The sequence below is a fragment of the Paraburkholderia sp. RAU6.4a genome, assembly GCF_050435625.1.
Taxonomy (GTDB): domain Bacteria; phylum Pseudomonadota; class Gammaproteobacteria; order Burkholderiales; family Burkholderiaceae; genus Paraburkholderia; species Paraburkholderia tuberum.
Window position 1 is genome coordinate 478,920 of sequence record NZ_JBNDKQ010000001.1, and the last position, 26,787, is coordinate 505,706.

The 26,787-nt window shown below is 60.4% G+C and carries 24 protein-coding genes and 1 pseudogene; 14 read left to right on the forward strand and 11 right to left on the reverse strand.

Translation table 11 applies throughout. The features are described from left to right. The first annotated feature begins 22 nt into the window (after positions 1-22). The 5 genes and pseudogenes from OKW40_RS02210 (at position 23) to OKW40_RS02230 (ending at position 3,135) form a co-directional block, all read left to right on the forward strand. A complete protein-coding gene (locus OKW40_RS02210; protein WP_429402255.1) occupies positions 23-1,147 on the forward strand; it encodes a helix-turn-helix domain-containing protein in 1,125 nt (374 codons plus the stop codon). 36 nt (positions 1,148-1,183) lie between these two features. After that, positions 1,184-1,288 (forward strand): annotated as a pseudogene (locus OKW40_RS02215) (type II toxin-antitoxin system CcdA family antitoxin); the annotation flags it as partial. A 144-nt stretch (positions 1,289-1,432) separates the two neighbouring features. Then, complete coding sequence (locus OKW40_RS02220; protein ID WP_429353505.1) at positions 1,433-1,870, forward strand: hypothetical protein; 438 nt, start codon at positions 1,433-1,435, stop codon at positions 1,868-1,870. Positions 1,871-2,430: 560 nt separating this feature from the next. After that, a complete protein-coding gene (locus tag OKW40_RS02225; RefSeq protein WP_429402256.1) occupies positions 2,431-2,793 on the forward strand; it encodes a hypothetical protein in 363 nt (120 codons plus the stop codon). Between the two features lie 3 nt (positions 2,794-2,796). Next, the gene (locus OKW40_RS02230) at positions 2,797-3,135 is read left to right on the forward strand and encodes a hypothetical protein (protein ID WP_429402257.1); all 339 of its coding nucleotides are present in this window, start codon (positions 2,797-2,799) and stop codon (positions 3,133-3,135) included. Positions 3,136-3,632: 497 nt separating this feature from the next. Here the strand turns inward: OKW40_RS02230 and OKW40_RS02235 are convergent, their stop codons facing one another. Beyond that, entirely contained in the window at positions 3,633-4,136 is a 504-nt protein-coding gene (locus OKW40_RS02235; RefSeq protein WP_429402258.1) for a DUF1993 domain-containing protein, read from the reverse strand. Positions 4,137-4,286: 150 nt separating this feature from the next. Between OKW40_RS02235 and OKW40_RS02240 the strand changes: the two genes are divergently transcribed. Further along, positions 4,287-5,189, forward strand: coding sequence for a LysR family transcriptional regulator (locus tag OKW40_RS02240; RefSeq protein ID WP_429402259.1), 903 nt, complete (start codon positions 4,287-4,289; stop codon positions 5,187-5,189). 21 nt (positions 5,190-5,210) lie between these two features. Here the strand turns inward: OKW40_RS02240 and OKW40_RS02245 are convergent, their stop codons facing one another. Beyond that, positions 5,211-5,729 (reverse strand): winged helix-turn-helix transcriptional regulator, encoded by a 519-nt coding sequence (locus tag OKW40_RS02245; RefSeq protein WP_429487899.1) that lies wholly within the window; start codon positions 5,727-5,729, stop codon positions 5,211-5,213. Positions 5,730-6,002: 273 nt separating this feature from the next. Here OKW40_RS02245 and OKW40_RS02250 point away from each other — a divergent pair, with 273 nt between their 5' ends. The 7 genes from OKW40_RS02250 (at position 6,003) to OKW40_RS02280 (ending at position 16,265) form a co-directional block, all read left to right on the forward strand. Then, positions 6,003-7,253 carry an efflux RND transporter periplasmic adaptor subunit gene (locus tag OKW40_RS02250; protein ID WP_429402261.1) on the forward strand — a complete coding sequence of 417 codons (1,251 nt, stop codon included), beginning with the start codon at positions 6,003-6,005 and terminating at the stop codon, positions 7,251-7,253. After that, positions 7,250-10,441: an efflux RND transporter permease subunit gene (locus tag OKW40_RS02255; protein ID WP_429487901.1), complete on the forward strand. Its 3,192-nt coding sequence runs from the start codon at positions 7,250-7,252 to the stop codon at positions 10,439-10,441. Before OKW40_RS02250 ends, OKW40_RS02255 begins: the two co-directional genes overlap by 4 nt. Next, entirely contained in the window at positions 10,438-11,916 is a 1,479-nt protein-coding gene (locus OKW40_RS02260; protein WP_429487903.1) for an efflux transporter outer membrane subunit, read from the forward strand. Before OKW40_RS02255 ends, OKW40_RS02260 begins: the two co-directional genes overlap by 4 nt. A gap of 194 nt (positions 11,917-12,110) precedes the next feature. Then, positions 12,111-13,286, forward strand: a complete 1,176-nt coding sequence (locus OKW40_RS02265; RefSeq protein WP_429487905.1) for an MFS transporter — start codon at positions 12,111-12,113, stop codon at positions 13,284-13,286. Between the two features lie 108 nt (positions 13,287-13,394). After that, positions 13,395-14,198, forward strand: coding sequence for an isocitrate lyase/PEP mutase family protein (locus tag OKW40_RS02270; protein WP_429402265.1), 804 nt, complete (start codon positions 13,395-13,397; stop codon positions 14,196-14,198). A 163-nt stretch (positions 14,199-14,361) separates the two neighbouring features. After that, complete coding sequence (locus tag OKW40_RS02275) at positions 14,362-15,315, forward strand: IS5 family transposase (RefSeq protein ID WP_429402529.1); 954 nt, start codon at positions 14,362-14,364, stop codon at positions 15,313-15,315. Between the two features lie 212 nt (positions 15,316-15,527). Continuing rightward, the gene (locus tag OKW40_RS02280; protein WP_429402266.1) at positions 15,528-16,265 is read left to right on the forward strand and encodes an SDR family oxidoreductase; all 738 of its coding nucleotides are present in this window, start codon (positions 15,528-15,530) and stop codon (positions 16,263-16,265) included. A 494-nt stretch (positions 16,266-16,759) separates the two neighbouring features. Here the strand turns inward: OKW40_RS02280 and OKW40_RS02285 are convergent, their stop codons facing one another. The 6 genes from OKW40_RS02285 to OKW40_RS02310 form a co-directional block, all read right to left on the reverse strand. Beyond that, positions 16,760-17,380, reverse strand: coding sequence for a hypothetical protein (locus tag OKW40_RS02285; RefSeq protein ID WP_429487907.1), 621 nt, complete (start codon positions 17,378-17,380; stop codon positions 16,760-16,762). A 56-nt stretch (positions 17,381-17,436) separates the two neighbouring features. Further along, the gene (locus tag OKW40_RS02290) at positions 17,437-18,435 is read right to left on the reverse strand and encodes a methyltransferase (protein WP_429402268.1); all 999 of its coding nucleotides are present in this window, start codon (positions 18,433-18,435) and stop codon (positions 17,437-17,439) included. A 671-nt stretch (positions 18,436-19,106) separates the two neighbouring features. Continuing rightward, a complete protein-coding gene (gene xylB / locus OKW40_RS02295) occupies positions 19,107-20,567 on the reverse strand; it encodes a xylulokinase (RefSeq protein WP_429402269.1) in 1,461 nt (486 codons plus the stop codon). A 49-nt stretch (positions 20,568-20,616) separates the two neighbouring features. Next, entirely contained in the window at positions 20,617-21,495 is an 879-nt protein-coding gene (locus tag OKW40_RS02300; protein WP_429402270.1) for an AraC family transcriptional regulator, read from the reverse strand. A 50-nt stretch (positions 21,496-21,545) separates the two neighbouring features. Continuing rightward, on the reverse strand, positions 21,546-22,715 hold the full coding sequence (locus OKW40_RS02305) for an ABC transporter ATP-binding protein (protein ID WP_429402271.1): 1,170 nt from the start codon (positions 22,713-22,715) through the stop codon (positions 21,546-21,548). A 3-nt stretch (positions 22,716-22,718) separates the two neighbouring features. After that, on the reverse strand, positions 22,719-23,705 hold the full coding sequence (locus OKW40_RS02310) for an NAD(P)-dependent alcohol dehydrogenase (RefSeq protein ID WP_429488470.1): 987 nt from the start codon (positions 23,703-23,705) through the stop codon (positions 22,719-22,721). Between OKW40_RS02310 and OKW40_RS02315 the strand changes: the two genes are divergently transcribed. Beyond that, positions 23,655-23,777: a hypothetical protein gene (locus OKW40_RS02315; RefSeq protein WP_429402550.1), complete on the forward strand. Its 123-nt coding sequence runs from the start codon at positions 23,655-23,657 to the stop codon at positions 23,775-23,777. The two genes, OKW40_RS02310 and OKW40_RS02315, sit on opposite strands and share 51 nt — an antisense overlap. Here the strand turns inward: OKW40_RS02315 and OKW40_RS02320 are convergent. The 3 genes from OKW40_RS02320 to OKW40_RS02330 form a co-directional block, all read right to left on the reverse strand. After that, on the reverse strand, positions 23,764-24,576 hold the full coding sequence (locus tag OKW40_RS02320) for a carbohydrate ABC transporter permease (protein ID WP_429487909.1): 813 nt from the start codon (positions 24,574-24,576) through the stop codon (positions 23,764-23,766). The genes OKW40_RS02315 and OKW40_RS02320 overlap by 14 nt on opposite strands. Beyond that, entirely contained in the window at positions 24,564-25,442 is an 879-nt protein-coding gene (locus tag OKW40_RS02325; RefSeq protein WP_429487911.1) for a carbohydrate ABC transporter permease, read from the reverse strand. Before OKW40_RS02325 ends, OKW40_RS02320 begins: the two co-directional genes overlap by 13 nt. 107 nt (positions 25,443-25,549) lie before the next feature. Then, positions 25,550-26,770, reverse strand: coding sequence for an ABC transporter substrate-binding protein (locus tag OKW40_RS02330; RefSeq protein ID WP_429402272.1), 1,221 nt, complete (start codon positions 26,768-26,770; stop codon positions 25,550-25,552). Positions 26,771-26,787: the final 17 nt, after the last annotated feature.

Consider the following 26,787-nt stretch of genomic DNA (forward strand, 5'->3'; position numbering starts at 1 on the left):
TCGCTCAAACAGAAACAGCCTCATGAAGGGGATCAGGATGGCCGGGATGCGTGTGTGGATTCCACGATCCGACGTACCGCGGATTGCACAGCGCCTGCGGACCCGACGCAAGGCGTTAGCGATCACACAGGACGATCTCGCGGTCAGGGCGGGGGTGGCGAGAGTGACCCTGGTGCACCGGGAGCAGGGGCGGTGGCCGCACACCGTCGCAGCCGTCACCGTGAACGCGCTGGAGGCGGCCCTGCAGGTGCCGCCGGGATGGCTGCTCGGTCCTGGGACGCGACCGTTGCCGGACCCCGTGTTCAATGCAGCGGATGCCGTCGCCCGCGAAGGAGAGGGTGACAGCGAGACGCGCATTCCCCCGTCCCGGTGCCGGGAAATCGGCCCCCACGCGCGGCGGCTGCGCAGTGAACTGGGCCTGGGCGTCGCGGAGGTGGCGCGCGCCTGCCATGTGTCCCGTCCCACGCTGTTGCAGTGGGAACACGGGACGTTTCCGAGGGCGCTCACCGTGGCGCGCCTTCGCACCTGGGAGCGCGCCCTGCTGCTCGCGCCCGGGCAACTGCTGGCGCCGCCGGCGTCGCATCCCCGGGTAGGCGATGGCCGCTGGCGCGTGACGATCGGCACGGAAACGCTCGAGGCTGCCATCCATCGCGTCGCGGCGTGCCTCGCCACCCGCGGACGCAACCTGCTCCGACCGGAGCAGCCGCTCGATGCACAGGCCGCGCGCGATGCCGACCTGCTGGCCCACCGCTATGGGGTGGGCGCGCATCGCTGGCCACTGGTCGACGTGGCCGTCTCATACGGGATCGATCCGTCGCACGCACGCCAGACCGTCGCGCGCATGGTCGCGCGCGCCGCCGGGTTCGCCTTCAGGATTCCGGCGCTGGATGCGATGCTGGCGGTGGACGCGGCGGGCTTTTCGTTCACGACCGCCGTTGCCGATGGTCGCATGCGTGACCTGCTGGGGCCTTCGCTGTCCATGGAGCACGCTGCGGCATTCGCCGGCGACATACTGTCCCGGCGGATCACCGGTGCTGATCCTGGCAAGGCGGTGGCCGGCACCCGCGGGCCGGCGAAAGCGGCGAACCCTTCGCTGGCCGCGGACGTCGTCTGTGTGGCGAAGGAACATCGCCTCGAGAGGTCATAAGCGGCGCAACGGGGCGTACGCAGCGTTGCGCCCGGCCGGCAGGACGGGGTATGGCGGAAGGAAAACGCGAAAGCCATCGAAAGCGACAACGCCTGCGTGGCGCAGCAGGGGCTTCCACGCGACGGCTACTGGAAGTTCTGAGGGGGCGTTCTGCTGACCGGGCGGAGCCACCGGGACGACCTGATTTGCTGGGGGGCAGGCGATCGCGGCGCAGGTCCGGGTCCTCGACCCGATGCGCGCCCGCGCAACTGCGGTACCGGATGACAAGATCACAAGGAAAGGCGAATGCTTCGAATCACCATTGAATTGCTGCCCGGTGGACGGGAAGACGGAAAGCGGGTCATCGCGACGGCGGACATCGCGCGCGTGAGGTCCGGGGCTCTTGCGGACTACAGGGTGGCCCTGGACGATGCGGTGCTCCGGCAGGTCGGCGAGCGGGCCACGGTGCGCGGCTATCCGAGATGGGCGGGCAGCGTATGGGATCTCGTTGCGCGCTGTGTTGCCGCTGCGCTGAATCAGGGCCGCGAAGCCCTGCCACCGCGACCCGCGCCACCGCAGGTGACGGTTCACGTGAATGACGCAGGCTACCGTTACGTGCGTCTGGATGAGATTCCCGAGCCTGCCAGAACGTACTTCGACAGGAAGCTGGCCGGTTCGGGCATTCCTGACCACGGCTGTGCCTTTGCGCACGACTGGTTCGACTTTCTCAACGGCCAGCGCTGATGCCAGAGCGGTGCGCCGTGCCGTGTAGCAAGTTGCAGCCTCGCACAACATGTCGATCAGATCGAACCAGCCGTCGCCGCACTCGAAACCCCACAGGGAGAAAACCGTTGGAATGGCATCCAGATCATCAGCGACTGTCGGGTTGACGTCGAAGATGAGCGGGTATTTTGCCCGCAGGATGCCTGACAGTTCTCACGCACCGTTCTCTCGCTCCCATTCCTGTACCGCCATTGCAGCAACGGGATCGATCGTCCCATAGTGAAAGGCTCTCCGGAACCCGAGTGCGGTGCACGGTCAGTGATGAGCGATGATGGCGTTCTGGAATGCGCTGTAAATTTGATAAGCGTCAGGCAGCGCGGCCGCCCGGCCAACCTGCTTCTCGCCCTACACCCTATACGCCGGGCATCGGAGATTGCGACAATGGCGCTCCCTGGAGCATATTGCGGTTATCGACTCGAGTCTGTCATGGCCGCATTCAGATCGGCTGCTCCATCGGGAAGAAGGGATAAGGCCGGAGCACCTGCGAACCTTTCTGGCCAACCGGGATCGCATGATGAACAGTGAAACGAGGGGCGGCTGTCAGTGACGCCGCTGACCGCATCCAGTATCTGCGCGATTGGCCACCGACAATCAGGGCATCGGCGAAACGCTCGCAAAAGGGACAGGGATTCACGAGTACCAGGAACCACATCAGGTATCAGGCGAAAGAGGGTGATCAGCCCGGCTGGGATCTCTACACCGAGATTCTTGAGCCGGAGGACGTCGTGTATCTCGAGCTCGACGGTGTAGCCGCTGAAGTCACGATGCTCGGCAACATGGAGCGCGGCCCGGGCACGGTGCTGTTGCGCCTGCCGGTCGACACTGCGAAGCAGCTTGGTCTCGTGCCGCCGGACTGGGAAAATTCGGACTGGGGAAAAGGATAGGTCATGCGCGAATACCGGGACAGGACGGTGCAGGAGGTCGCGGCATGCACATGCGACCGCTGCGGCCGGCGCATGACGCCCGTTGACGATCAGGGGGAGTGGTACGAAAAGATGTCGCTCGATTGGCGTGGCGGCTTTGGCTCGATTTTCGGCGACGGCGCCCATGTGAGCCTTGACCTTTGCCAGCAGTGTGTCCGCGATACGCTGGGGCGTTGGCTTCGCGTCGATCCGCCGTCCGGACCGGATGGCTCAATGCAAGCCCTGAAGGGCGTCGTGCCCCGACCCAATGCACCGGTATCTGTCGACAGGATGAATCCCTGGGAATTTCACGAGCGCGACTAGAGGGCTTACCGCCCCATGCGGCTCCGCGCGTCGCTCAGACTGCCGATCATGGATTGCCGTTTCTCACGGGGCATCCCGAACTCACCGTCGCGACACTCAGGCGGCTCGTTACCTTCGGTTGAACAGGTTAGCCTTCTCGCTGAACGAGTCTTGTCGACCGCATCGCCGCCGGTGCGACGTTGGGAGTTCAAGCGCAGATAACAAGATGGACCGGTCGTTCATGACGGCGCCTCAGAGGCAGCAGCTCGGCCATTGTGGTCATTGGGCCAATCTCCGGCCAAGGGCCGCTATGGGTTGCTCTGCTGTCTTTGGACCATCGGTCATTTCGAATGAAAGCTTTTCGCCTGCGCGAGGACAGCACACGACCCGAAGCGGGCGGTCAGCTCTTGCAGTTCAAAGTCCGCTTTCGATTGGATTGTGTTGAAAAAGTCTTGTTTGGGTCGGAGACGCAGGAGTTAGCGGCAGGTTTTCGAGTTGCGACCAAGGAAGAGTGTTGCTCAAAGATCAACAGAATTGACCGGACCGATGAAATCCATTTTCCCGAGGTCGACCCCATTCGTGCGCAAGATCGCGTAAGCCATAGATACATGGAAGTAGACATTCGGAATCACGATCTGCAGCAAATAGTTTTCACCAGTTAGCTTACCGGGCACCCACGACACCTGGACGATTCGATTCGCGGCGTCCGCGTACTGGTCCACAGCTACACTTTCGGCGAAGTCGATCGTCTTGCGAATGCGTGCACGCGCTTCGTCGAGCGTGTGTTCATTGTCCTCATGCCGCGGTGGCTGCTGTCCGGAAAGCCACGCGGCTCCGCCCTTCAAATAGTCGCAAGCGCTTTGTATCTGATAGAGCAACCCGCCCATGTCTGGGGCAAGGCGAGTCGATAGCAGAACCGCGACATCGAACTTCTTGGCATTCGCGGTGCGCTCGGCCTTGTCGAGATAGGTTTCCATTGCTCTTACTGCCTGAACGCATTGTGCGATAGCCTGTGCATACATTGGCGTCTCCCATGAGATGTGTTTCCGTGAACCGGCGCCGCACAACCGCCGCGAAGCGCCCGGTCATTGTGCAGCGAGGGATGTTTGTATCTCATACAATACTGCGAGCTGAACCTTACGTGAGCAAGCGCCTTGGACCGACTTGAAGCGATGGAAATGTTGCTGACTGCTGTGGACGGAGGCAGCCTCTCGGCAGCAGCGCGTCAACTGAAAATCCCTGTCAGCACGCTCACTCGCAAGGTGGCCGATCTCGAGGAGCTGCTCGGAACCCGCTTGCTCATACGCACCACCCGAAAGCTAACCCTGACCGAAGCGGGCATGTCGTATGTGGCGGCGGCCCGGCGCATCCTCGATCTCGTGCGTGAACAGGAGCACGAAGCCACGGGTGAGTTTTCGACGGCGAGAGGAGAACTCGTGGTGACGGCACCTGTGCAGCTGGGTCGCCTGCATGTCTTGCCTGTCATCAACCAGTTCCTCGCGCAATACCCGGACATCACCGTTCGACTGCTGCTTTCAGACCGGAACATCGACCTCATCGATTCGCACGCCGATCTCGCAGTGCGGATCGGAGAGCTTCCGGACAGCAATATGATCGCCACGCGTATTGGTTCATTGCGGCCGATCGTCTGCGGGAGTCCGGACTTCCTGGCAAAGCATTCACTCCCGCGCGAACCCGACGACCTCGTGAAGTATTCGTGTGTCGTCTTCAACAGCCCGTATCTGTCGCCGTGGCGCTTCCGTCTTCCTGCGAGCAACAAGATCTATATGCTCGAAGTGAAAGCCCGGCTCGAGGTCACGTCGCCGGACGCTGCCGTCAGCGCCGCGATGGACAGTGCCGGTATCACCTTCGTCTTCGAACACGATGCCGATGAAGCGGTTCGAAACGGACAACTCGAGATACTCCTGTCCGAGTTTGAAATCGATCCGGTGCCGGTTCATCTGGTGCATGTGTCCAGAAACCTGATGGCGATAAAGCTACGTCACTTCATCGACTTTGCGGCGCCCAAACTCAGAGAGTCGCTTTCCAGATTCGGCAAGCAAAAGCGGTCATAGCATCTTTCCCGCTTTCGCCACTTACGATTCTTCATCCTGATTGCCGAGTACCCGGTCGTTCCGGTTCTCGATGACCTCTCGCGTCGCCTTCGTCGCGCCTGGCCCGGGCGCAAACCGCACGTCCTGGTATTTCAATGCTTGCCCGCTAGGTGAGCGAACCCCCACGGCTTCTACGCGATGCCCGCTTGCATGTTCCACCAGTTCGATCGGCGGTTTGCCATTTCGCGCTAGCCACTTGTCGCCCCATTGCATGAGTGCGACCAGCACCGGGTACAGGTCTGCCCCTTTCGAGGTCAACCGGTAACCGAACGTATTCGCGCGTTCTGCAAGCGGGAAACGTTCGAGAATCTCAAGCTCGATCAAGCGCTCAAGGCGAGCCGTCAGGATATTGCGGGAGATACCGAGCCCGCTCTGAAATTCGTCGAAGCGCCTGCTGCCCTGCGTGCATTCGCGAACGATCAGCAGCGTCCACCACTCGCCGACCTCGTCGAGGGCGCGAGCGACCGAACAGTCCATTCCATCGAAGCGTTTTCTGTACATGATGGACCATATCGTAGCGCAAGTTGCGTCATGCAACTTAATCAGTTTATGGGGAACAGCTTCCCGATTTCGGCCAGTAGTGTGACGCAACTGCGTTACCTATAGTTGCGTCACGAAACTTAGCCGGTAGATGTCACGGGACATACCCGGAACGCGGCCAGCTTCCGGATTATTGGCGCTGCCTTCCTGCAAGACAGCAAGGAAGGATCACCTCACGGGCGAGTCAAGGCATACGACGCCGTTGTCCAGCCTGTATCCATACTTAGGAATACGATGAACATTCAAATCGATCAGTCCGAGACACGGAGCGCTGCTCCGGAACGCTCGGCAAACGCCGGGGCCGTTCGATGGGTCGGTAAAGGCGTCGCGGCCGTTGTCGTCATCGCCGTGGCCGCGACGGCGTTTCACCTGCATTCGTCGAGTTCGGCTCCTGTTGCCGTGCCGTCGCCGCCGTCCGTTGCAGTCAGTGCGCCATTGCAGCGCGATATCGAAGGCCGGCTCGCGTTCTTTGGCCAGTTCTCAGCGGTGAACCGCGTCGAATTGCGTGCGCAGGTCGGTGGCACGCTTACCCAGATCAACTTCAGGGACGGCGACATCGTGCATAAAGGCGATCTGCTCTTCGAGATCGACCCAGAACCGTATCAGATCAAACTGAGTGAAGCGACAGCCGAACTGGAATCCGCGAATGCCCGACTGGCACTCGCAACGCGGCAGCTCGCCCGCGCTCAGGAATTGCAGCGCTCGGAGGCAGGCACGGTCGAGAACGTCGATCAGAAAGTCGCCGAGCAGCGTGCGGCTCAAGCGGCCGTCGACAATGCAAATGCGCTGGTTCGCGACGCCAGGTTCGACCTGGATCGCTGCAAGATCACGGCACCGTTCACCGGCCGCATCGGCACGCACGAGGTGTCGACCGGCAATCTGGTGTCCGGCAGCCGCGCAGGTAGCGGCCCAACGACGCTGCTCGCGACCATCGTTTCGCTCGATCCGGTCCATCTGGATTTCGATATCAGCGAAAACGACTACGCCGCATTCCAGCGCTCGCGTGGAACGCAGAGAGGGCCGCTGGCCGACACGGTGAATATTTCGCCGACCGGCGATAGCGGTTTTACCCGCACCGGCACGCTTAATTTCATCGACAACGCGCTCGACCGGTCGAGCGGGACCATCCACGCGCGCGCAACCATTCCCAATAGCGATCTGTCGTTGACGCCCGGAGGCTTTGCCCGTGTCCGGCTCGCAACGACTGCACCGCAACCGGCATTGCTCGTGCCCGACGCCGCCGTACTCGAGGACCAGACGGACCACATGGTCTACGTCGTTGGAGACGACAACGTGGCCACGCCGAGAAAGGTCGAGACAGGCGATCTCCGCGGCGGTCTGCGAATCATCCGCTCTGGATTGAAGCCGACTGATCGCGTCGTGATCGACGGCATTGCGGCTGTCCATCCCGGCGCGAAGATTTCCCCGCAAGCCGGAACGATAAGGTTCTCGACGGAGCAGGGTAACGAAGGAGCGGCATCATGAAACTGACTCACTTCTTTATCGAGCACCCACGTTTTGCGGCGGTGCTCAACATATTCGTGGTTCTGATCGGTCTGGCAACCATGATGTCGTTGCCCGTGGCCCAATATCCGAACATCGTTCCCACGACGATCCAGATTACGACGTCGTATCCGGGTGCGTCGGCCGATACCATTGCCCGCACCGTTGCAACGCCGCTTGAACAGTCCATCAACGGCGTCGAGAACATGGACTACATTTCGAGCCAGTCGACGGGTAACGGTCAGCTGACGATCACGGTGATCTTCAAGGTCGGCACGAACCCGGACACTGCGCTGCTGCTGACACGTAGCCGCGTCGAAGATACCTTGTCGCGCTTGCCGCAGGACGTGCAGCTGCAAGGCGTCCAGGTGAAGAAGACGATTCAGGCCCTTCTGCTCGGCGTACACGTCTACTCGCCCGACGGATCACGCAGTCCTGAGTACATGTCGAACTATATGCTCAAGATCCGCGACCAGATCGCGCGTCTGCCGGGCGTGTCGGACTTCCAGCTATTCGGCGAGCGGCAGTACGCAATGCGGATCTGGATCGATCCGGACAAGGCTGCGTCGTACAACATCAGCGCCACCGAAATTCTGGCGGCACTTCGCGCTCAGAACGCGCCCTTGTCGGCGGGCGTCCTCAATCAACCGCCCGTTTCGAATAAAGGCACCGGTGCTTACCAGATCAACGTCGATGCGCTGGGTCGTCTCAAGACGCCCGAGCAGTTCGGCGATATCGTCGTCAAGTCTGACTCGCAGGGTCGTGTTACCCGGATTCGCGATATCGGTCGCGCCGAACTGGGCTCGGTCGATTACGGTTCCAAGGCTTATGCAGACCGCTACGCGTCGACGCCCTGGTTCGTGATTGCTACGCCCGATGCGAACGTCGTGCAGGTCGAGCATGCCGTCTGGAAAAAGATGGCGGAACTAAGGAAGAGCTTCCCGCCCGGCATCGACTACATCAAGATCTACGACCCCACGACGTTCGTCGGTCAGTCCATCGAAGAAGTCGCCAAAACGATCACCATTGCCGTGCTACTCGTGGTGGGGGTGGTGTATCTGTTCCTTCAGAACTGGCGCGCCACGATCATTCCGGTCGTCGCGATTCCGGTTTCGCTGGTCGGAACCTTCACGATCCTTTCGCTGTTCGGCGCGTCGATTAACAACCTCTCACTGTTCGGACTGGTCCTCGCCGTTGGGATCGTCGTGGACGATGCAATCGTGGTGGTCGAGAACGTCGAACGGAATATGGCGCGTGGCATGTCACCACGAGAAGCGGCGCATCAAACGATGAACGAGGTCTCGACCGCGATCATTGCCATCGCGCTCACGCTGTGCGCAGTGTTCGGTCCCACGGCCTTGATGTCCGGCATCTCCGGTCTTTTCTTCAAGCAGTTCGCGATTACGATTGCGGCATCCACCGTCATCTCGTGCTTCGTTTCTCTCACGCTGAGTCCCGCACTTTGTGCCGTGCTTCTCAAGCCTCATGCGATGGAGAAACCTCACGGCGGAGCCAGTATGCTCGGCCGCATCCACCATGCAGTCTTTGGACGATTCAACCTGTCGTTCGAATGGTTGTCGTCCAGGTATGGAAAGCTGACCGGCCGTTTCGTCCGCGCGACGACTGTGATGCTGATCGTCTATGCAGGGCTGATTGCTGCGACTGCATTCCAGATGTCGAGGATGCCAACGGGTTTTATTCCGGATCAGGACATCGGATATCAGGCCGTCATTGCATTCCTTCCGCCAGGTTCGAGCCTCGAGCGCACCGACAAGGTGATCCGGGAGATCAACGACATCGTTCTGAATACGCCGGGAATGAAGGGTGTCACGCATACGTCGCCGGTGGCAGGTTTCGATGTGACGACGGGCACCACCGCGCCTAACGTGGGTACGCTTTTCTATGGACTTCCCTCGCTCTATGGGAAGCACGTCCCAGGCGTCAACGCAGCATCGATGCTGGTCACGCTGCGCAAGCGGGTCTCGGTCGTCAAGGATGCGGTCGTCGTCGTGGTCAATCCACCGCCGGTTCAGGGACTGGGTTCAGCGGGTGGCTTCAAGCTGATGCTCGAAGATCGCGGTGGCGTGGGTCCGCAGGCACTCGCAAAGGCCGCTAATGTTCTGGTCGCAGCGGCTAACAAGGACAAGGTATTCGGCGGCGTCTTTACGCTATACAACGCCGGAGCACCGTCCGTGTTCACGGATATCGATCGCCTGAAAGCAGAGAAAGTCGGTCTCACGCCAACCGATGTGTTTTCGACGATGAACCTCTATCTCGGCTCCCAGTACGTGAACGATTTCAACTTCATGGGCCGCACGTATCAGGTTCGGGTGCAGGGCGATCAGGCATTCCGTCAGACGCCGGAGGATATCGGCCGTCTCAAGGTCCGCAATGCGGCCGGTGAAATGGTGCCTGTCAGCAGTGTCGCGACATTCCAGAACGTGACCGAACCCTATCGGGTGCCTCGCTACAACATGTATCCCGCCGCAGAAATCATGGGCGCGGCCGGGCCAGGCTACTCATCGGGAGACGCGATCGAGCATATGGAACATCTCGCGGATCAGGTGCTTCCGAACGGGGTCTCCTATGAGTGGACCGACCTGGCTCATCAGCAAAAAGAGCAGACCATGTCGCCGCTCGTGATCTTCGCGGCGTCTGCGTTGTTCGTCTTTCTGGTCCTTGCCGCGCAGTATGAAAGTTGGAAAACACCGCTCGCGATCGTTCTGATCGTTCCGATGTGTCTTCTCGCAGCCGCGATTGGACTGAACGTTAGAGGGATGCCGATCGACATCCTCGCGCAAATCGGTTTTGTCGTCCTTGTGGGGCTCGCGGCGAAGAACGCGATCCTGATTGTCGAGTTCGCGAAGCAGCGCCAGGAGGAGGACGGTGTCGGTGCGGAGGACGCGGCGGTCCATGCAGCCCACGTGCGACTGCGCCCGATCCTGATGACGTCGTTCGCGTTTATTGCAGGGGTCGCGCCACTTGCCATCGCAAGCGGGGCAGGCTCGGAAATGCGGCAGTCGCTCGGCACGACGGTGTTCTTCGGCATGCTCGGCGTGACGCTCTTCGGGCTTGCGTTCACGCCTGCGTTTTTTGCCTTCGTTCGCAAGCTTGGCATCAAGGACACGCCAGCGTTGCCCCGGCAACTCGGTAGAGGAGAAGTGAAATGAACACCGTCATATCCAGAACATCGAAAGCGATCATGGGCAGTCTGATCGTCAGCGCTTTCCTTGCGGGCTGTGCCGTCGGACCGGACTATGTCGCGCCCGACATCGAGATGACATCGTTCCACAACGCGAAGACAGTCGCTGACCGCCAGACGACGCTGCCGGCACCGAAACTCGATAGCTGGTGGACCGGGTTCGACGACCCAGAACTGGTCAAGGTGGTACAGCGCGCGCTGGCTCAAAACCTGAGTATTCAGGCTTCGATCGCACGGGTTGCGCAGTCGCGCGCTGCGGCTCAGGCAGCGGGCGCGCAACTGCTTCCTACCGTCGATGCCAACGCGTCGTATTCGGCAGAGCATCAGAGTGTCCAGAGTCCTCTAGGCACGCTCGCGAGCGCATTCCCCAATTACAGTCGCAACCAGAAGGAATATGTCGCGGGTGCGACTGCAAGCTGGGAAATCGATCTGGCCGGCGGCTTGAGGCGCACGCATGCAGCCGCCACTGACGAAGAACAGGCCGCCGAGGCTGCGCAACTTGGAACGCGCGTAACAGTGGCGGCCGACGCCGCGGACGCGTATCTGCAAATCAGAGGACTGCAGGCGGCACTGGCAGTCACGCAGGATCAGGTGGATACCGATGCACATCTGCTCGAACTCGTGAAAGCGCGCAAGCAGGCCGGTGCCGCCGACGCGCGCGAAGTCGCACAGGCGGGAGCCCTGTTGCGTCAGGCACGGGCCACTGTCCCGAGCTTACGGGTGACGCTCGAAGCTCAATTGAATCGACTCGATGTGCTGATGGGTGCGCAGCCGGGCACCTATGCGGTGGAACTCGGCGCGCACGCTGGCGCGATTCCGGAGGTTCCCGCGATCGGACGTATGGATCAGCCCGTCGATGTGCTGCGACGCCGCCCTGACATCATTGCTGCAGAGCGTCATCTGGCAGCCTCGAACGAAGCGATCGGCGCGGCACTTTCCGAGTACTACCCGAAGATTTCGCTCGCCGGCGCACTGGGATTCGACAGCATCACCGGCAGCGGCTTCCTCAGTGCGAAGTCGTTCCAGCCTGTCGGGACAGGCGCGCTGCAATGGCGTCTTTTCGATTTCGGCAAGGTCGATGCCGAGGTCAGGAATGCGCGCGGATCGTATGCGGAAGCACTCGCGCAGTATCGCGAGGCAGCGCTCAAGGCAACTGAGGACGTCGAAGACGCCTTGATGACGCTTTCTCAAACGGAGATCCGTTTGCAGGAAATCCAGCAGGAGGTCGACTCGTTGATGAAGGCGCGCGATCTCTCGGAGAAGGCGTATCGCGCAGGTTCGATCACGCTGACCGATGTGCTCGATGCCGATCGACAGCTTCTCGATGCCCGCAACGATCTCGATGCGACGGAGGCAGACGCTGCCCGCGCTGCGGTGAGAACGTTCCGTTCGCTGGGAGGCGGATGGGACGCTCCTGAGCAGCACGTCGCCCAGACGAACTGACTCGTAGGGGCGCGTTTTGTGCGCCTACGTGCGCCTACTTGCCGCTTCGTGCCGCGTAGCAGCAATGTGCGCGGCAATCCACCTGTCCGTTTTGTGGGGAACAGCTTCCCACTTCCGCCTGGTAGTGCGGCCCGCGCGGCTTACCTATAGTTTCGTCAAGCAACTCTACTCGCCATCTTTACGGAGAAGTCCCCATGGATCGCCGCCTTCTAACACTCGCACTTGGCATGTTCGCGCTTGGCACCGACAGCTTTGTCTTCGCGGGCATCCTGCCGGAAATTGCTCACTCGTTCGGCGTTAGCATCGGCGCTTCCGGCCAGCTGATCAGTGTCTATGCACTGAGCTACGCACTACTCGGTCCGACCATCGCGGCGCTGGCTGCCAACGTTGCGCGCAAGCGTCTGTTGCTCAGCGGTATCGGGCTGTTCGTCATCGCCAATCTCGGTACCATCGTTGCGCCAAACTTCGGCATCGCGTTGGCCACGCGGGCTTTTGCCGGTCTTGGTGCAGCAATGTTCTCACCGACTGCCAGCGGAACCGGTGCATCGCTCGTGCCGCCCGAGCGTCGCGGATATGCGTTGTCGATCATCGTTGCCGGCCTGACGACGGCGACTGCGCTAGGCTCGCCGATCGGTGCGGTGATCGGCGGGCTTGCGGGCTGGCACTGGACTTTGGTGCTGGTCGCCGTGCTGGGCGCTGCTGCGTTCGCCGGTATCCTGGCGTTTTTGCCCGAAGTCCCGCTGCCGCCCGCCATCTCGCTCACCGGGCGTCTGTCTCCGGTCACGGATTCCCGCGTCGGACTCACGCTTGCCACGACGGTGCTGGCGCAGATCGGTACCTTCATCATGTTCAGCTACTTCTCCGTCGTGTTCGACCGTGCGACGGGTCACAGCGCAGTGTTGCTCGGCGGACTGCTGGTGCTATGGGGGCTTGCGGGCACCTGTTCGAATCTGCTGACCGGACGCATTCTCGACAGGATCGGCTCGCACAAGGTCGTCGTGATCAAACTCTCTATCGTCGCCATCGTCATCCTCACGATGCCGATCACCGGCGCACACCTTTGGAGTGCGGCAATCGCGGTCACGATCTGGGGAGCCTGTGCATGGGGTGTACTGGTGCCGCAACAGTTTCGACTCGCGAGCCTCAATCCGCCGATGACCTCCGTGCTGGTCGGTCTGAATACGTCGGCGACCTACGTGGGTGTGTCGATCGCGGGCGCCCTCGGTGCAGCCATGATTCCGCTCATCGGCACTCACAACCTGGGCTACCTCGCCAGCGTTCCGGTGGTCATCGCAATCGTCGTGTCCGGGCTTGCAACGCGTCGCATTGCGTCGTTCTCAAATACGGCGAAGCGCGTTGTTGCTGCGTGAGCGTTGCCAGTTAATCATCAATGCAATCGCCGGACGAAGACTGTGCACGATGCCGGTATTTGGGCTCTCTTCGCGCTGGCCTTACCTGATCCGCAAGGAGGAACAACAATGTCTCACGCAAGCACATTTCATCAGTTGCACCGCAATGCATCGCCGCTACGGTTACCGAATGTGTGGGACGCCGGGAGTGCACGTCTTGTCGAAGCGCTAGGCGCTCCGGCAATCGCGACGACCAGCGCAGGGTTCGCATGGGCACTGGGTTATCCGGACGGACGGGTTCTTCCCTTCGATGAGGTTGTAGCCACTGTTCGACGCATCATCCGCGTTCTGAAGGTGCCACTGTCGGTCGATATTGAAAACGGCTATTCCGACGACCCGAAAACGGTTGCGGACCATGTCATGCGGCTGGTGGAGCTAGGAATTGCCGGCATCAATATCGAGGACGGCCCGGACGCAGCGTCGCTTCTCGCTTCCAAGATCGAGGCGATCAAGCGTGCCGTTGCGAAGTCCGGTTCGGAACTCTTCATTAACGCACGCAGCGACGTTTTTCTGGCAAGCCTTGTCGAGAAATCGACGCAGCCGGAAGAGTCGATCGCACGAGGGAAGCTGTATACATCGGCGGGCGCGGATGGTCTTTTTCTTCCTGCACTTGTGCATACGTCCGATATCGAGACGATAGCCGGCTCGATCCGGATACCGCTTAACGTCATGGCGGTTCCCGGGCTTGCCGATGCCGCGACGCTCGGTAAGCAAGGGGTTCGTCGGCTCAGTGCGGGCAGCGGCATCTCGCAAGTCGTGCTCGGTAAAGCGAAGGCCATCGCACGCGAATTCCTGGAGAGTGGTCGCTCTGAATCGCTCGATGACACGCCTGTGCCGTATGCCGAGCTTCAGGCTCTTTTTCGCCAGGGATGACAAACCCGTGAAGGGCAAGGGTGCGCTTGATCAGATGGCGCCTTGAGGCGTCGCGTTTTGCGGCGATGAAATTTGATTGTTAAGGAAGATCTGCAAAAGTCCTGGCATTGCGTTGTTGCTGAGCTATCCTGGAAACAGAGCGAATTAGGTGGGGGGCAACGTGATGACGCAGCTTGGTCTTGGTCTGGATCTGTCAACGAAGCGCACGCGCAAGCGGGAATTTCTCGATGAGATGCGACGTGTTGTGCCCTGGTTGAAGCTGATTGCGCTGATTGAGCCGCACTATCCCACGGGCAAAACCGGTCGGCCGCCGTTCCCGATTGCAACGATGTTGCAGATTAATTTCATGCAGCAATGGTTCGGTCTGTCAGACCCTGCCATGGAAGAGGCACTCTATGACGTTCCGCTGTATCGCGAGTTCGCGGGTCTCGACGGCGGGATGGTTCGCTTGCCGGATGAAAGCACGATTCTCCGGTTCCGCCATCTGCTGGAAACGCACGGACTGGCGGTGCAAATGCTGGCGCTGGTCAATGAAATCCTGACGGAGAAAGGCCTGATGCTCAAGGCTGGATCGGCAGTCGACGCCACTCTGATTGCCGCGCCCAGTTCGACAAAGAATGGCTCCGGCACGCGTGATCCGGAAATGCAATCAACGCAGAAAGGTGGCAACTGGTACTTCGGGATGAAAATGCATGTCGGCGTGGACGCCGACTCGGGCCTGGTCCATACGGTCATTGGAACGGCGGCCAATGTTCACGACATCACCGTAGCCCAGGCGTTGCTGCATGGTGAGGAAACGGACGTGTATGCGGACGCCGGTTATCAGGGTATCGAAAAGCGTTGTGAGACTGACGCGGTTCGTTGGCATGTGGCGATGCGACCGGCAAAGCGCAGGAAACTGGATCTGAGCGACTCGTTGGACGCGATCTATGATCAGATCGAGCGCCTGAAGGCGGGTATTCGGGCCAAGGTCGAACACCCGTTTCGCATCCTCAAGCGACAGTTCGGTTACATGAAGACCCGCTATCGTGGTTTGATGAAGAACACCGCCCAGATCACTACGCTGTTTGCTTTGGGCAATTTATGGATGGCGCGTAGAGCTTTGCGCAAAGCTTGAAACACCGGGCCGATGAAGATCACATGTCTGGTTGGAGCGCTCCGGCGCGCGGAAAAACCATGGCAATCAACTCACCAACAAAGATCTGAAGGCCGAGGCTGCGCTTGATGCGAAAGGTAATGCTTCAAAAGCGGGTTGTGCAGACCTTCCTTAACACAGGCAGACGGCAATTTATAACCGTCTGTATCGTTTTACACACCAAGGAGATTGTAATGACGCTGAGTGGAAAACGCGCTCTGGTAACGGGAGCAAGCAGGGGAATCGGGGCTGAAATCGCGAAGGCCTTGGCAGCAGCCGGCGCAGATGTGGCGATCACCTATGAAAAATCGGCGGAGCAGGCCGCTAGTGTCGTGAAGGCGATCGAAGCGGAAGGCCGACGTGGCGTTGCCATCCAGGCCGACAGCGCAGATGCATCGGCGATTCAAGCGTCGGTGCAGAAGACGGTCGAAACGCTGGGCGGGCTCGACATCCTGGTCAACAATGCCGGCATTCTTCGAATGGGTAACGTAAGAGATATTTCGATCGAAGACATCGATGCGACCCTCAACGTCAACGTGCGTGCGCCGATCATAACTGCAAAGGCGGCGATTCCTCATCTCAAGACCGGCGGGCGGATCATTTCGATCGGAAGCTACTTTGCCGATCGGGTTCCGGCGTCGGTGCTCGGAGTATATGCGGGTTCAAAATCCGCGCTCGTGGCCTTCACCCAAGGCCTTGCGAGAGAGCTAGGGTCACAGGGTATTACGGCGAATCTCGTTCAGCCGGGTTCGATCGATACCGACATGAACCCGGTCGAAGGTCCGTTTGCATCGACATTGAAATCGCTGACGGCGACGGGCGACTATGGCAAAGGCGCGGACATCGCGCAGGCGGTGGTATTCCTCGCGAGTGCCAGCGCAAGCTACGTCACCGGCTCGACGCTGACCGTCGATGGTGGTGCCAACGCTTAAAAGAAATCTGCGTGGCCGTGGACGAGGCATGCGCGAGAGTAAAGACCTGTTCCGGAAGGCGCGTGCGGAGTGCCTCATAGGGATCGCGCGGCCCAAAGTACTGATGCGCGGATCACGACCAGTTACGCGCCAAATCCGTCCTACCGATTCTCGATCCAAGGCGACACTGTATTAGTCGAGAGATTGGAGTCTTCTCAACTCGCATTGCCTCGGAGGCAAGATGTTCTGTGGAAAAACGAGATGACAAGAGCGATGATCAGGCGTCAAGCGACAAACGTGGGGAACTATAGTTCTGCCCTCTCAGCCGCTTCTGCGAGTAATAAAAAATCGCATAGTCCTGCGTCTCATTGGCCATCGATTGATGGTCCGATAGTAACGGCTAAGCGGTCGTTCAGAGGCACGCACCGAGGGACTCCTCCTGGCCGGCAGTACGCGTTCACACCACCAACCGGAAAGCCGCCGTTGAGGATTCCAATGTCGGCTCTGTAAAGTGTTCATCGAACTGGTGCGGCGAAGGCGGAAACCGACGCCATCACTGACGCGCTGCGCGCAGTCGCGCTGGTGTCCGGCGCGTGCGCGTTCGCAGGAGCGGGTCTCGCGGTGGCGACCATCCAGCCCGCAAGTGATGTGCTTGGCGTCGCCGGACGCGCCTGCTTTCGGCATCCGTACTTCGATCTCCGCTGAAACGCACCGCCTTCAGGCAGGCAACGATTAAGCGCGGCCCGCTGACGGATCGCCGTGTACACGTTTGCTGCCAATCGCGCCGCAACCATGTGCGGGGACTGAGCCGTGGACAAGGTGCGGAACCCTTCTTGAAAATTCCGTGAAGCAATGAGGGGGTGGCCGAGCGTCCTGACGAATGCTCTGCGCATTCTTTCGGTATCGCCAAATCCGGTCTCTCTGGCGATCACTGCAAGTGAGAGTTCTCCGGTATCGACGAGGCTGCGAGCGGCATCGACCGCAGGACGAGCAAGATCGACCAGGTTTTGTACGTCAGCAAGAGCATACGTCGTCGGGCGTCCGCGACGGCGGAAGATAGCCGCCCGCGCCCGTGCCGAGCACACCTCGGCGTCGACCGTCAGGTCGGCCGGCAGCGCAACCTTCAACATCGACATCGTCTGAACGCCGTCTCCATTACGAAATGCGGTGCCTGGAGCGCGAGGGGTGTGCGCTACTCGAATGCAACGAGGGCTTGCGGCGAAGGTGGCAGCGGCGTCACCGTTACGTTGGAAAAGCCGGCTTCGCGGCCCATTTGCTCGAGTTCGCGCGCGGTGTACGCGTCGCCTTGCGGCGTGGATGCAAGCATCATAAAGGAAAACGCGGCTGCGAACGGCGGCGACACGCGATCCTCGTCGGGAACAAATTCCACCGCGAGCGCTCGCCCTGCGGGACTGAGGCTCCTGCGGACTTTCGAGAGTAATTCCACGCAGGTTGGCGGATCGAAGTGGTGCAGGAAGTTCGTGACCAGCGCCAGATCGAAATTCGTACCCCAATCGACTTCGAACGCACTGCCGGCGACCGTGCGGTAACGCGAACTGACACCGGCCGCTGCGGCGTTCTCCGTCGCGACCTCGAGAACCGGTTGCCAGTCGGTCGCCACGATTTCCGCGCCGGGAATCGCTTCGGCGATCGCGATTCCGAACAGCCCATGCCCGGCTGCAATGTCCAGCACGCGCTTCGGTGCCTGAGGCCGTGCACTCACGTGTTGCGCGATGCTCTGTGCGGTTTGTGTCACGAAGGGTGCCATCGCACGCGCAAACTTCACCCAGACGGGATGCTCGGGGGCGATGTTGCCCAGCCCTACGGCTCCTCCGTTGCGAACGAACGCCGCAGGGTCGTCCAGCCACAGTGCCGTCATTTCAGGAGCCGCCAGGAAATCCACGATGCTCCCCGTCCAGGCCGGCGAGGAAGTCGTCAGGAATGCGGCGGTCGACGGCGTCAATCGGTACTGTCCCGTTTCCTTCTGCAGAAACCCGTGCACGGTCAGAAAGTCGCAGAGTATGCGCACACCGCGCTCGGCGGCCTTTACCCGCTCGGCTATACGCTTAACGTCGCCGTGCTCGTCCGCTATCGCGGTGAACAGATCGAGCTCGACGGCGGCTTTCACTGCGGCAGTCTTCTGATAGGCGATCGCGGCATCGACGAAGGCCTGCGGAGAGATGTCGTCCATGGTCGGTAGCTTATCGTGAGATACCCTGCAAACAGATGTTTGAATCGAATCTTTCTTGGCGGATTTTCAACGCGTTTGTGCAGCACGGGGCTTCTGATAAGCCTAGTCGAATAATGGCTGCGTGTCGAACCTCTGATTGAAGCGGGGGCAAGCGGCCACTCCGCAGGCCTGCTCGCATTCAGCGGAATCCCGAATTCGCGGCGCTGGCGCACTCTGTTAGTCTCGGCCGGAACCCGAATTTTCGGGTTCGGCCAGTTTCGGTCGTTCATCCACAGAGTGGAGCGGACGTTTGAACGTCTGCGTCAACCCAGACAGCGGTCATTCGTTGGGGCGTGACTGCAGGCAGGTCATCAGCCTGGTCTGATAGCCGGACAAGGAAGTGGGCGTCTGTGAGCGTCCGCTATCAACTGTGAGTATCGTCGGACCGAGGTCGTCCAGATGGCCGCGTACTGCCTGACGCAACCGTCCACAGTCAGGTGCAACGCTCGTCCATACTTGATCGCCCACAGGCAAGTTGGGATCGAACGCCGCGATTCTCACGACGCCTCGCGCACCCTCGCCAGCAATCTTGGCCATGGACACAGAAAGAAGCAACGGCGCGACAGGAAGGCTGGCAAAGACATAAGCAATCTCAATCCGGAACTTCGAGATACACGGATCTGGATGAACATCTATCTGGAAAATTCGTCTTTAAGCGCCGCGTATATTCTGCGATATCGCGCGAGCCGGTCCCGGGTCACGGTCCGGTGCCCTGCGTCGGGTTCGCATACCTCGATCGTTGCCGGAGACGTACACACCTGCTTGACGTTCTCCTTCGTGACGGCCAACCGCGCAAGCCGTGCAGCGCCTAAAGCGGCGCCGACATCTCCGCCATGATGGCGGCGCATTGCAACGCCAGTGGCTGTTGCACAAAGCTTCGCCCAGAAACGGCTACGCGAGCCGCCTCCAATGAAAGACGCCGTGCCCAGCGCCGTCCCGGCACCTTGTAGCGCTGCGTAACCGTCGGCCATCGCGAAAGCCACGCCTTCCATCACGCTGTACGCAAGGTCGGCCTCACCGTGAGCGCTGGTTAGCCCCCAGAACACACCCTTTGCATTCGCGTCATTGTGAGGCGTACGCTCACCGCTCAGGTACGGCAGGAACAGCGGTGCGCCCCGCGCGTCGGCCTTCTCGGCCAAGCCGGCAAGCTCGGCGACGTCCTTCTTAAGCACGTCGGACAGCCACGCGAGACTTGAAGCCGCCGACAGGATGACGCTCATCTGATGCCAGCGGTCCGGCAAGCAATGGCAGAACGCGTGCACCGCCTGCGCGGGATTCGGCGCAAACCGGTCAGTTCCGGCAAACAGCACGCCAGACGTGCCCAATGACAGGAACGCGCTACCGGCGTCGGCGACGCCCATGCCGATCGCGCTGGCTGCGTTATCACCCGCACCGCCGCAAAGGAGCACTGGGCTAGCAATGCCCCATTCGCGCCGCAATGTATCGTTTAACTGTGCCGCAGCCTCGCTGCCTTCTACCAGCCTGGGCATGTGCTCACGCGAAAGGCCGGTCGCGGAGAGCATCCTGTCCGACCAGTCACGCTTCGCGACGTCGAGCCACAGTGTGCCCGACGCATCGGACATCTCGGAGACGAACTCGCCAGTTAAGCGCCACGCCACGTAGTCCTTCGGCAATAGGATCTTGTGCGCTGCGCGGAACACGGCCGGTTCGTATTTAGACAGCCAGAGCAGTTTCGGCGCGGTGAAACCCGGCATCGCAAGGTTGCCGGTAATCGAGCGCGACTCTGGAACCAGCGCTTCGAGCTCCACACATTCGGCAAACGCCCGGGTGTCGTTCCACAGGATCGCCGGGCGTAACACCTGACCGGCGCGATCAAGCAGGGTCGCGCCATGCATCTGTCCAGATAACCCAATACCGCGTAGCGCCGAAAAGCCAGCGGGATTGGACGCCCGCACCTGCGCGATTGCATCAAGTGTGGCGTGCCACCACGCCTGCGGGCTCTGTTCGGACCAGTGGGGGTGAATATTCTCGACTTCAAGTCGTGCACTGCCGGTGGCGATCGTGTGCGATTCGTCGTCTGTGAGTAGCGCTTTTACCTCGGAGGTCCCAAGGTCGATTCCAAGGAAAGTCAAGAGTGTCGTCCTGGTTCTTGCGGCCGGCTCGTCTTGCCGAAGCAAAACGTCAAGCCGCGATCATGTGTTCGTTAAGCTGATGCAGCGCGCGAAACTTCGATGGCGGCATCGCTTTCGTTGAAAGGAATTGACGATTGAAGTTCGACAGATTGTTAAAGCCAACGCGATAGCAGATCTCCGTCACGCTAAGCGTCGAACACATCAGCAGTTCACACGCTTCGTTGATCCGGAGCCGGTTCTGGTACTGCACAAACGTACACCCCGTATGTCGTCGGAAAAAGCGTGTGAACGTGCTCACGCTCATGCCGGCAAGCTCAGCGACATCAGCTTCGCGCAATGTGCCCGGGAGGTTCTGCTGAATGTACGAGAGCACCTGATTGATCGTGGACTGCATGTAGCGATGCGCGTTGACATCGTATGCGGGTCCCGCCAGCAAGGTGCGCTCGGTGCACGCCGACAACCTGTCGAAGATCGACATCAACAATTCGACGCGGCGACAACCGTGTGAAACAGCAAGCTCCAGCATCATTGGCGCAATGGCCAGGCCCACCGCATCCGGAAACTGTATCCCGCGCGCTGCATCGTCGACCAGGCCGACGATCGAGTGCAATTCGGTGAACGCGGCCACCATGCGTTCGACCGCGTCACGCGAAAACTGGAGGACCACGTCGCGTGACGGCACGGTTTCGCGCTCGCCGACTTCGCTGATCCAGTTGTGCGGTAAATTCGGCCCGGTGATCACCAGGTTACCTGGCGCGAAGTCACCGATGAAATCGCCGACAAAAAACTTGCCGGTCGACGCCCGGATGACGTGAATCTCATACTCCGGATGAAAGTGCCATTTCGCTACCGTATGCGGATAGTCGTGCGCCCAGGCACGGAACGACTCGTCCCGTCGCGTGTATACCAACTCCAGGTCCGGATTCATACCGCTTCTCCTCCTCGGCCGTCTCGACGCCGCGACTTCTTTTGTTAATGCTAAGCCGCTCCCTGTACACCCAATTCTTGATGTGGCGGACCGGCGAGCGTTGTTCTGATGCTCTGAGGAACAGGCAATGAGACGTTTTGCTCCGTCTGGGCATCGAAAACGTGCAGGTCGGCTACTTTGAACTGAAACGTTACCACGCTATCCAGTTCGGGTAGGTCACCCGCTGGCACCAGGGCGGCCAGGCGTTCGCCGGCGAATTCGAACGTGACAAGCGCCTCCGCGCCCAGCAGTTCGATCAGCTCCACCTTGCCGCGAAGCCTTAGCGAGCCGAACTCATCGTCTGCGGACGCCACCTTCAGATAGTTCGGCCGGATCGCCAGTTTCACCGCCTGGCGGTGCTGCAGCCCTGCGAAACGCGGCCCGACAAGAGCCCAGCGCTGGCCCTGCACCTGGACGAAGCACGTTTCACCTGTTCGCTCGACCGTCCCGGATATGAGATTCATGGCGGGTGTGCCGATGAACCCTGCGGCGAACAGCGTATACGGGAAATGGTACAGATCAGATGGCGTGCCGGCCTGCTCAATCCGCCCGCCCCGCATCAGGATCACACGGTCGGCGAGCGTCATGGCCTCGAGCTGGTCGTGCGTCACATACACCGTCGTGGTCTTCAGGCGCTTGTGTAGCCGCTTGATATCGCCTCGTAATTGGGCTCGCAGTTTCGCGTCGAGGTTGGACAGCGGCTCATCGAAGAGGAATACCTCGGGTGTCTTGATCATTGCCCGAGCGATCGCAGCGCGCTGCTGCTGGCCGCCCGACATTGCTCGCGGTTTGCGATCGAGCAACCCGTCGAGGTTCAGCATCGCAGCGACTTCTCGCACGCGACGGTCGATTTCTGCAGCCCGCACCTTCAGCCGGCGCAAGCCAAACGCGACGTTGTCATACACTGTCATGTGCGGATACAGGGCGTAGTTCTGGAACACCATCGCGACGTTACGCTCGCGCGCCGGCAAGTCGTTCACGACGGTGTCACCGATCGCAAGGTCCCCGCCCGTGATACCTTCGAGACCCGCAATCATGCGAAGCATCGTGGATTTGCCACATCCGGATGGCCCGAGCAACACGACGAACTCACCGTCGTCGATTTCCATATCGAGTGGATGCAGCACCGGCGGCCCGCCGTCGTAACGCTTCGTGAGGCCTCTGCAGACGATTTTGGCCATGGCTCAGTCCATCTCGATCTGGATCTTGACATCATTCGGGCGCCCTGCTGCCGCCTCTTCGAACGCCCTGAGGCCGTCGGCGAACGCGAACTTGCGCGAGATGAACGGCTTCACATCAATCATTCCTGAGCTGATCAGCGCCAGCGCGCGCGGGAACACATTCGCGTAGCGGAACACCGATTCGAGGCGCGCTTCCTTCGCCTGCATGGCAACGACGTCGAGCGGCACGCGGTCGACCGGCATTCCAACAAGGACCGCACAGCCACCCGGGCAGAGGAGATCAAACAGGTCATCGTAGACGTTCGCGTTGCCACTCGCTTCGAACACGACGTCGGCACCCCAGCCCGCGGCGACTTCCCGAACAACATCGGCCAGCCGTTGCTCCAGCACATTAACTGTCGTAACTGCTGGATTGTCGGCGAAGAGAGCCAGTTTTTCCTTGATCACATCTGCCAGAATGACGCGCGACGCGCCGCCTGCCAGTGCGGCCAGGGCGGTCATCGCGCCGATCGTCCCCGCGCCGATGACGACCGCGACATCTCCGGGTTTCATCGCAGCCTTCTTGGCGGCCTGTAGCCCGATCGACAGTGGCTCGACGATCGCGCCCTCCGCGAAGGACACATTGTCGGGAAGCCGGAAGGTTAATGCCGCCGGATGCACGACATAAGGCGTCAGGCAACCGTGAATGGGCGGCGTTGCCCAGAAACGCACCGCAGGGTCCAGGTTGTACAGGCCGCGCATCGTCGCCGGCGAGTCGAATTGCGGAATGCCCGGCTCCATGCAAACGCGGTCGCCCATACGCAGATGCGTGACCTCGCTGCCAGTTTCGACCACCGTTCCGGACGCTTCGTGACCAAGCACCATCGGTGCTTCGACCTTGAACGGTCCGATGCGTCCGTGCGTGTAGTAATGGACGTCACTACCGCAAACGCCAACCGTATGAATCTTGATCTTGACGTCGCGAGGACCGACTTCGAGCGGCAGGTCGATATCGCGCAGCGCGAGTTGGCGCGCTTCTTCGAGTACGAGGGCTTTCAAAACTATCTCCTTACTTGCCTTTGAGCATTGAATTCAACAGCCGGCTCAGGACGCCGACGAAAATGATCGGAGGAAGCGCGAGCAGGACGGTGGAAGCATTGATGACGCCCCACGGCACCTCCTGCCCGAGCGAAGTGAACGCGGAGGCAACGACCGGCAGCGTCGCGCTTCTCGACGACGTCAAGGCGAGTGCGATCATCAGTTCATTCCAGACCAGTACGAAGCTGAACACGATGCCACCCATCAGCGTGGTTGCGCTGATCGGCAATGCAATGCGCCAGAACACCCCGTACGGGCCGTAACCGTCCAAGGTGGCGGCTTCTTCGACCTCACGCGGCAAGCGCTGAAATACCGGAATGGACAACCATGTGATGGTCGACAGCGTGACCAGCAGATAGGTCACCACCATCGACAGCTTCGTGTCATACAGCCCAACATCGACCCAGATCGCGATCAACGGGACGGCGATTGCGACCGGCGGCAGAAACCGCAGCGACAAAAGGAAGAACTGAATGTCGCGCTTGCCCGGTAGGTGATAGCGTGCGATGACATAGGCCGCAGGTACGCCGAGCAGCGCGCCCAACACGACAGCAGAACCGACGATAGAAAGGCTGTTGGCGAGTCCGATGAGTACCTCGGGGCTCGATACAACCTGCCGGTAGTTGTCGAGTGTCGGCGAAAAAAAGAAGCGCGGCGTCGGCGTAACGATGTCGAGCAGGTTTTTCAACGAATTGAGAAACGCCCAGAAAATCGGAAACACGGCCACTATGGCGAGCACCGCGCCGAGCGACCAACTGGTGCTTCGCGAAATCAGTCTTCCCATTTGTTCACCCGCTTCCAGATGAAGGTGAAAATCAGCGTGGTCGCGACCATCATCAGCACGGCCATACTTGAGGCATACGAGACCTTTCCGGACACCCCGATGCCTTGCGAATACGCGTACATGTCGAGGGTTTCAGTCGTGATCCCGGGGCCGCCCTTGGTCATCACGTAGACCAGATCGAACGAGCGCAGCGACTCGACCATCTTGATGAACGCCAGACTCATGATCGGCACCTTTAGCATCGGCAAGGCGATATACGCGTAGACCTGCCAGGTGCGCGAATAGTCGAGGCGGGCGGCTTCGAGCGGCTCGGGCGGCAGCGTTTCAAGCAGTTTCAATATGACGACCCCGAAGAACAATCCCCACTGCCAGATATCGACGACTGCCACCGCGTACAGCGCGAGATGCGGATCGGAAAGAAAAGCCGTGTTCTCAACTCCCAGCAGACCAAGAAACCAGCTGAGAATGCCGGTGAGAGGCGAATACATGAACTTCCAGATGAAGGCCGCCGAGACTCGCGGTAGAAGCACTGGCACGATTAGCAACAGCGAAATGACGCTGCGCATCCGGCCATGCATCTGCTCGAACAGATAGATCGCAACCAGAACGCCGACCACGACCGCGCCGACCACCGTGGTGATTTCCCAGATCGCCGATACTTCGATGGAATTGAGGAACCGTCTGTCCGAGAACAGCCGGGCGAAATTGCGCAGCCAGACGTACTCGCTGTCCGGATAGCGCAACACGCGATTTCTCAATGCTAGGTTGATTGCCGCGACAGTGGGAACTAGACCGAGGACCGCCATCAAGGCAAGAGGCGGGCCAAGAAATACGAACGGAAGGCTGGTTTTACCCCGATTGAACATTGACTTCTCCAACAACGTAGAGTCCGCGAATTCAGTGTTCCTGTGAGACCACGACTGGATCGGCGGTGCCCCTCGCAGTACAACGCGTGCTGCAAGGGGCGTGCGCGTTACTTCTTCGCGCCGTGTTCCATCGCGTCCTGAGCGTACTGAACGGCGTCGTTCAGCGTTGCCTGAACATCCGGCTGCGTACCCGTGAACACCTCCTCCAGCGCGATACCGAGGTTGTCGCCGATATCCGGCCACTGCGGGCTTGACCAGATCGTGACCTTTGTCACCGGGTTGGTATCGTTCAGGCCAGCGAGAATCTGCGGCTTGACGTGCTTCTGGAAGTAATCGCTCTTGATCGTGCTCGAGCGGTTGTAGTCGCTAAAGACGTTGTCGCGAAGGCGGGCCTGCTCCTGATCCTTGCCCGTCGCCCAGGCAATGAACTTCCCTGCCGCCTGACGCGTGCATTCGTCCTTGGCGCCGACAGAAGAAATCGCCAGGCCATGACCATAGGCAGCCGACGGCAACGGTGCCGGCGGCCTGACGTATCCCACCTTGTCCGCCACGCTAGACTTGGTCGGATCTTCCATCCAGTCGGCGAACGGCGTCGATTCGATCATGAACGCGACCTTGCCGGAACGGAACGCTTCGAGCGCGTTGCTCCAGTCGTACGTCGCCGAACCCGGGGGCGCGTATTTGAAGAGATCCCGATACAGTTGCGTCGCCTTCACCGCGCCCGGCGAATTGAAGGATGGAGCTTGGCTCTTGTCGGTCCAGGTACCGCCCTCGGCGAGCATGAACGGCGCCCAGCGCCACACGTTCATGCCCGACCCGCGTTGCCCGCGTGCAACCCAACCGTACATGTTAGGCGGCGCATTGAGCTTCTTGATGTCCGCAACGAGCTCGTCGAGCGTTTTCGGCACTGGGAGATGCGCTTTCTCGAGAAGGTCACGACGGTAGAACAGGAAATCGCCACCGCCGATCAGCGGAGCGAAATACGCGACGCCCTTATAGCTTGCCACCGCGCGCCGGCCCGGCAGGAAGTCGTCGTAGTCGGCGTCTTTCGGGTAGTACTTCAGCAGCGGTACGACCCAGCCCGCTGATGCAAACTCGGCGACGTTCGCCTCATCAACGTAATAGATCTGATAGGAACCCGCGCCCGTCGACGCGTCGAGTCGTGATTTCGAACGACGGTCGTTTTCACCAAAGTAGTTGATTTCAATCTTGGTGCCGCTGCGCTTTTCATAGTCGGGCAGCGACTTCTCCATGACTGTCAGGCCGAGGCTCTTCTGGGCAAGCACCTTGAGCACGGGAACGTTGCAGGTCTGTGCCGTCGCTAGCATGGGAAGGCTTGCGCCTA

Coding starts and splice junctions, on each gene's coding strand:
- OKW40_RS02210 (WP_429402255.1), top strand. CDS start 23: ATGAAGGGGATCAGGATGGCCGGGATGCGTGTGTGGATTCCACGATCC.
- OKW40_RS02220 (WP_429353505.1), top strand. CDS start 1,433: ATGCTTCGAATCACCATTGAATTGCTGCCCGGTGGACGGGAAGACGGA.
- OKW40_RS02230 (WP_429402257.1), top strand. CDS start 2,797: ATGCGCGAATACCGGGACAGGACGGTGCAGGAGGTCGCGGCATGCACA.
- OKW40_RS02235 (WP_429402258.1), bottom strand. CDS start 4,136: ATGTATGCACAGGCTATCGCACAATGCGTTCAGGCAGTAAGAGCAATG.
- OKW40_RS02240 (WP_429402259.1), top strand. CDS start 4,287: ATGGAAATGTTGCTGACTGCTGTGGACGGAGGCAGCCTCTCGGCAGCA.
- OKW40_RS02245 (WP_429487899.1), bottom strand. CDS start 5,729: ATGTACAGAAAACGCTTCGATGGAATGGACTGTTCGGTCGCTCGCGCC.
- OKW40_RS02250 (WP_429402261.1), top strand. CDS start 6,003: ATGAACATTCAAATCGATCAGTCCGAGACACGGAGCGCTGCTCCGGAA.
- OKW40_RS02255 (WP_429487901.1), top strand. CDS start 7,250: ATGAAACTGACTCACTTCTTTATCGAGCACCCACGTTTTGCGGCGGTG.
- OKW40_RS02260 (WP_429487903.1), top strand. CDS start 10,438: ATGAACACCGTCATATCCAGAACATCGAAAGCGATCATGGGCAGTCTG.
- OKW40_RS02265 (WP_429487905.1), top strand. CDS start 12,111: ATGGATCGCCGCCTTCTAACACTCGCACTTGGCATGTTCGCGCTTGGC.
- OKW40_RS02270 (WP_429402265.1), top strand. CDS start 13,395: ATGTCTCACGCAAGCACATTTCATCAGTTGCACCGCAATGCATCGCCG.
- OKW40_RS02275 (WP_429402529.1), top strand. CDS start 14,362: ATGACGCAGCTTGGTCTTGGTCTGGATCTGTCAACGAAGCGCACGCGC.
- OKW40_RS02280 (WP_429402266.1), top strand. CDS start 15,528: ATGACGCTGAGTGGAAAACGCGCTCTGGTAACGGGAGCAAGCAGGGGA.
- OKW40_RS02285 (WP_429487907.1), bottom strand. CDS start 17,380: ATGTCGATGTTGAAGGTTGCGCTGCCGGCCGACCTGACGGTCGACGCC.
- OKW40_RS02290 (WP_429402268.1), bottom strand. CDS start 18,435: ATGGACGACATCTCTCCGCAGGCCTTCGTCGATGCCGCGATCGCCTAT.
- OKW40_RS02300 (WP_429402270.1), bottom strand. CDS start 21,495: ATGAATCCGGACCTGGAGTTGGTATACACGCGACGGGACGAGTCGTTC.
- OKW40_RS02305 (WP_429402271.1), bottom strand. CDS start 22,715: ATGGCCAAAATCGTCTGCAGAGGCCTCACGAAGCGTTACGACGGCGGG.
- OKW40_RS02315 (WP_429402550.1), top strand. CDS start 23,655: ATGAATCTTGATCTTGACGTCGCGAGGACCGACTTCGAGCGGCAGGTC.
- OKW40_RS02320 (WP_429487909.1), bottom strand. CDS start 24,576: ATGGGAAGACTGATTTCGCGAAGCACCAGTTGGTCGCTCGGCGCGGTG.
- OKW40_RS02325 (WP_429487911.1), bottom strand. CDS start 25,442: ATGTTCAATCGGGGTAAAACCAGCCTTCCGTTCGTATTTCTTGGCCCG.
- OKW40_RS02330 (WP_429402272.1), bottom strand. CDS start 26,770: ATGCTAGCGACGGCACAGACCTGCAACGTTCCCGTGCTCAAGGTGCTT.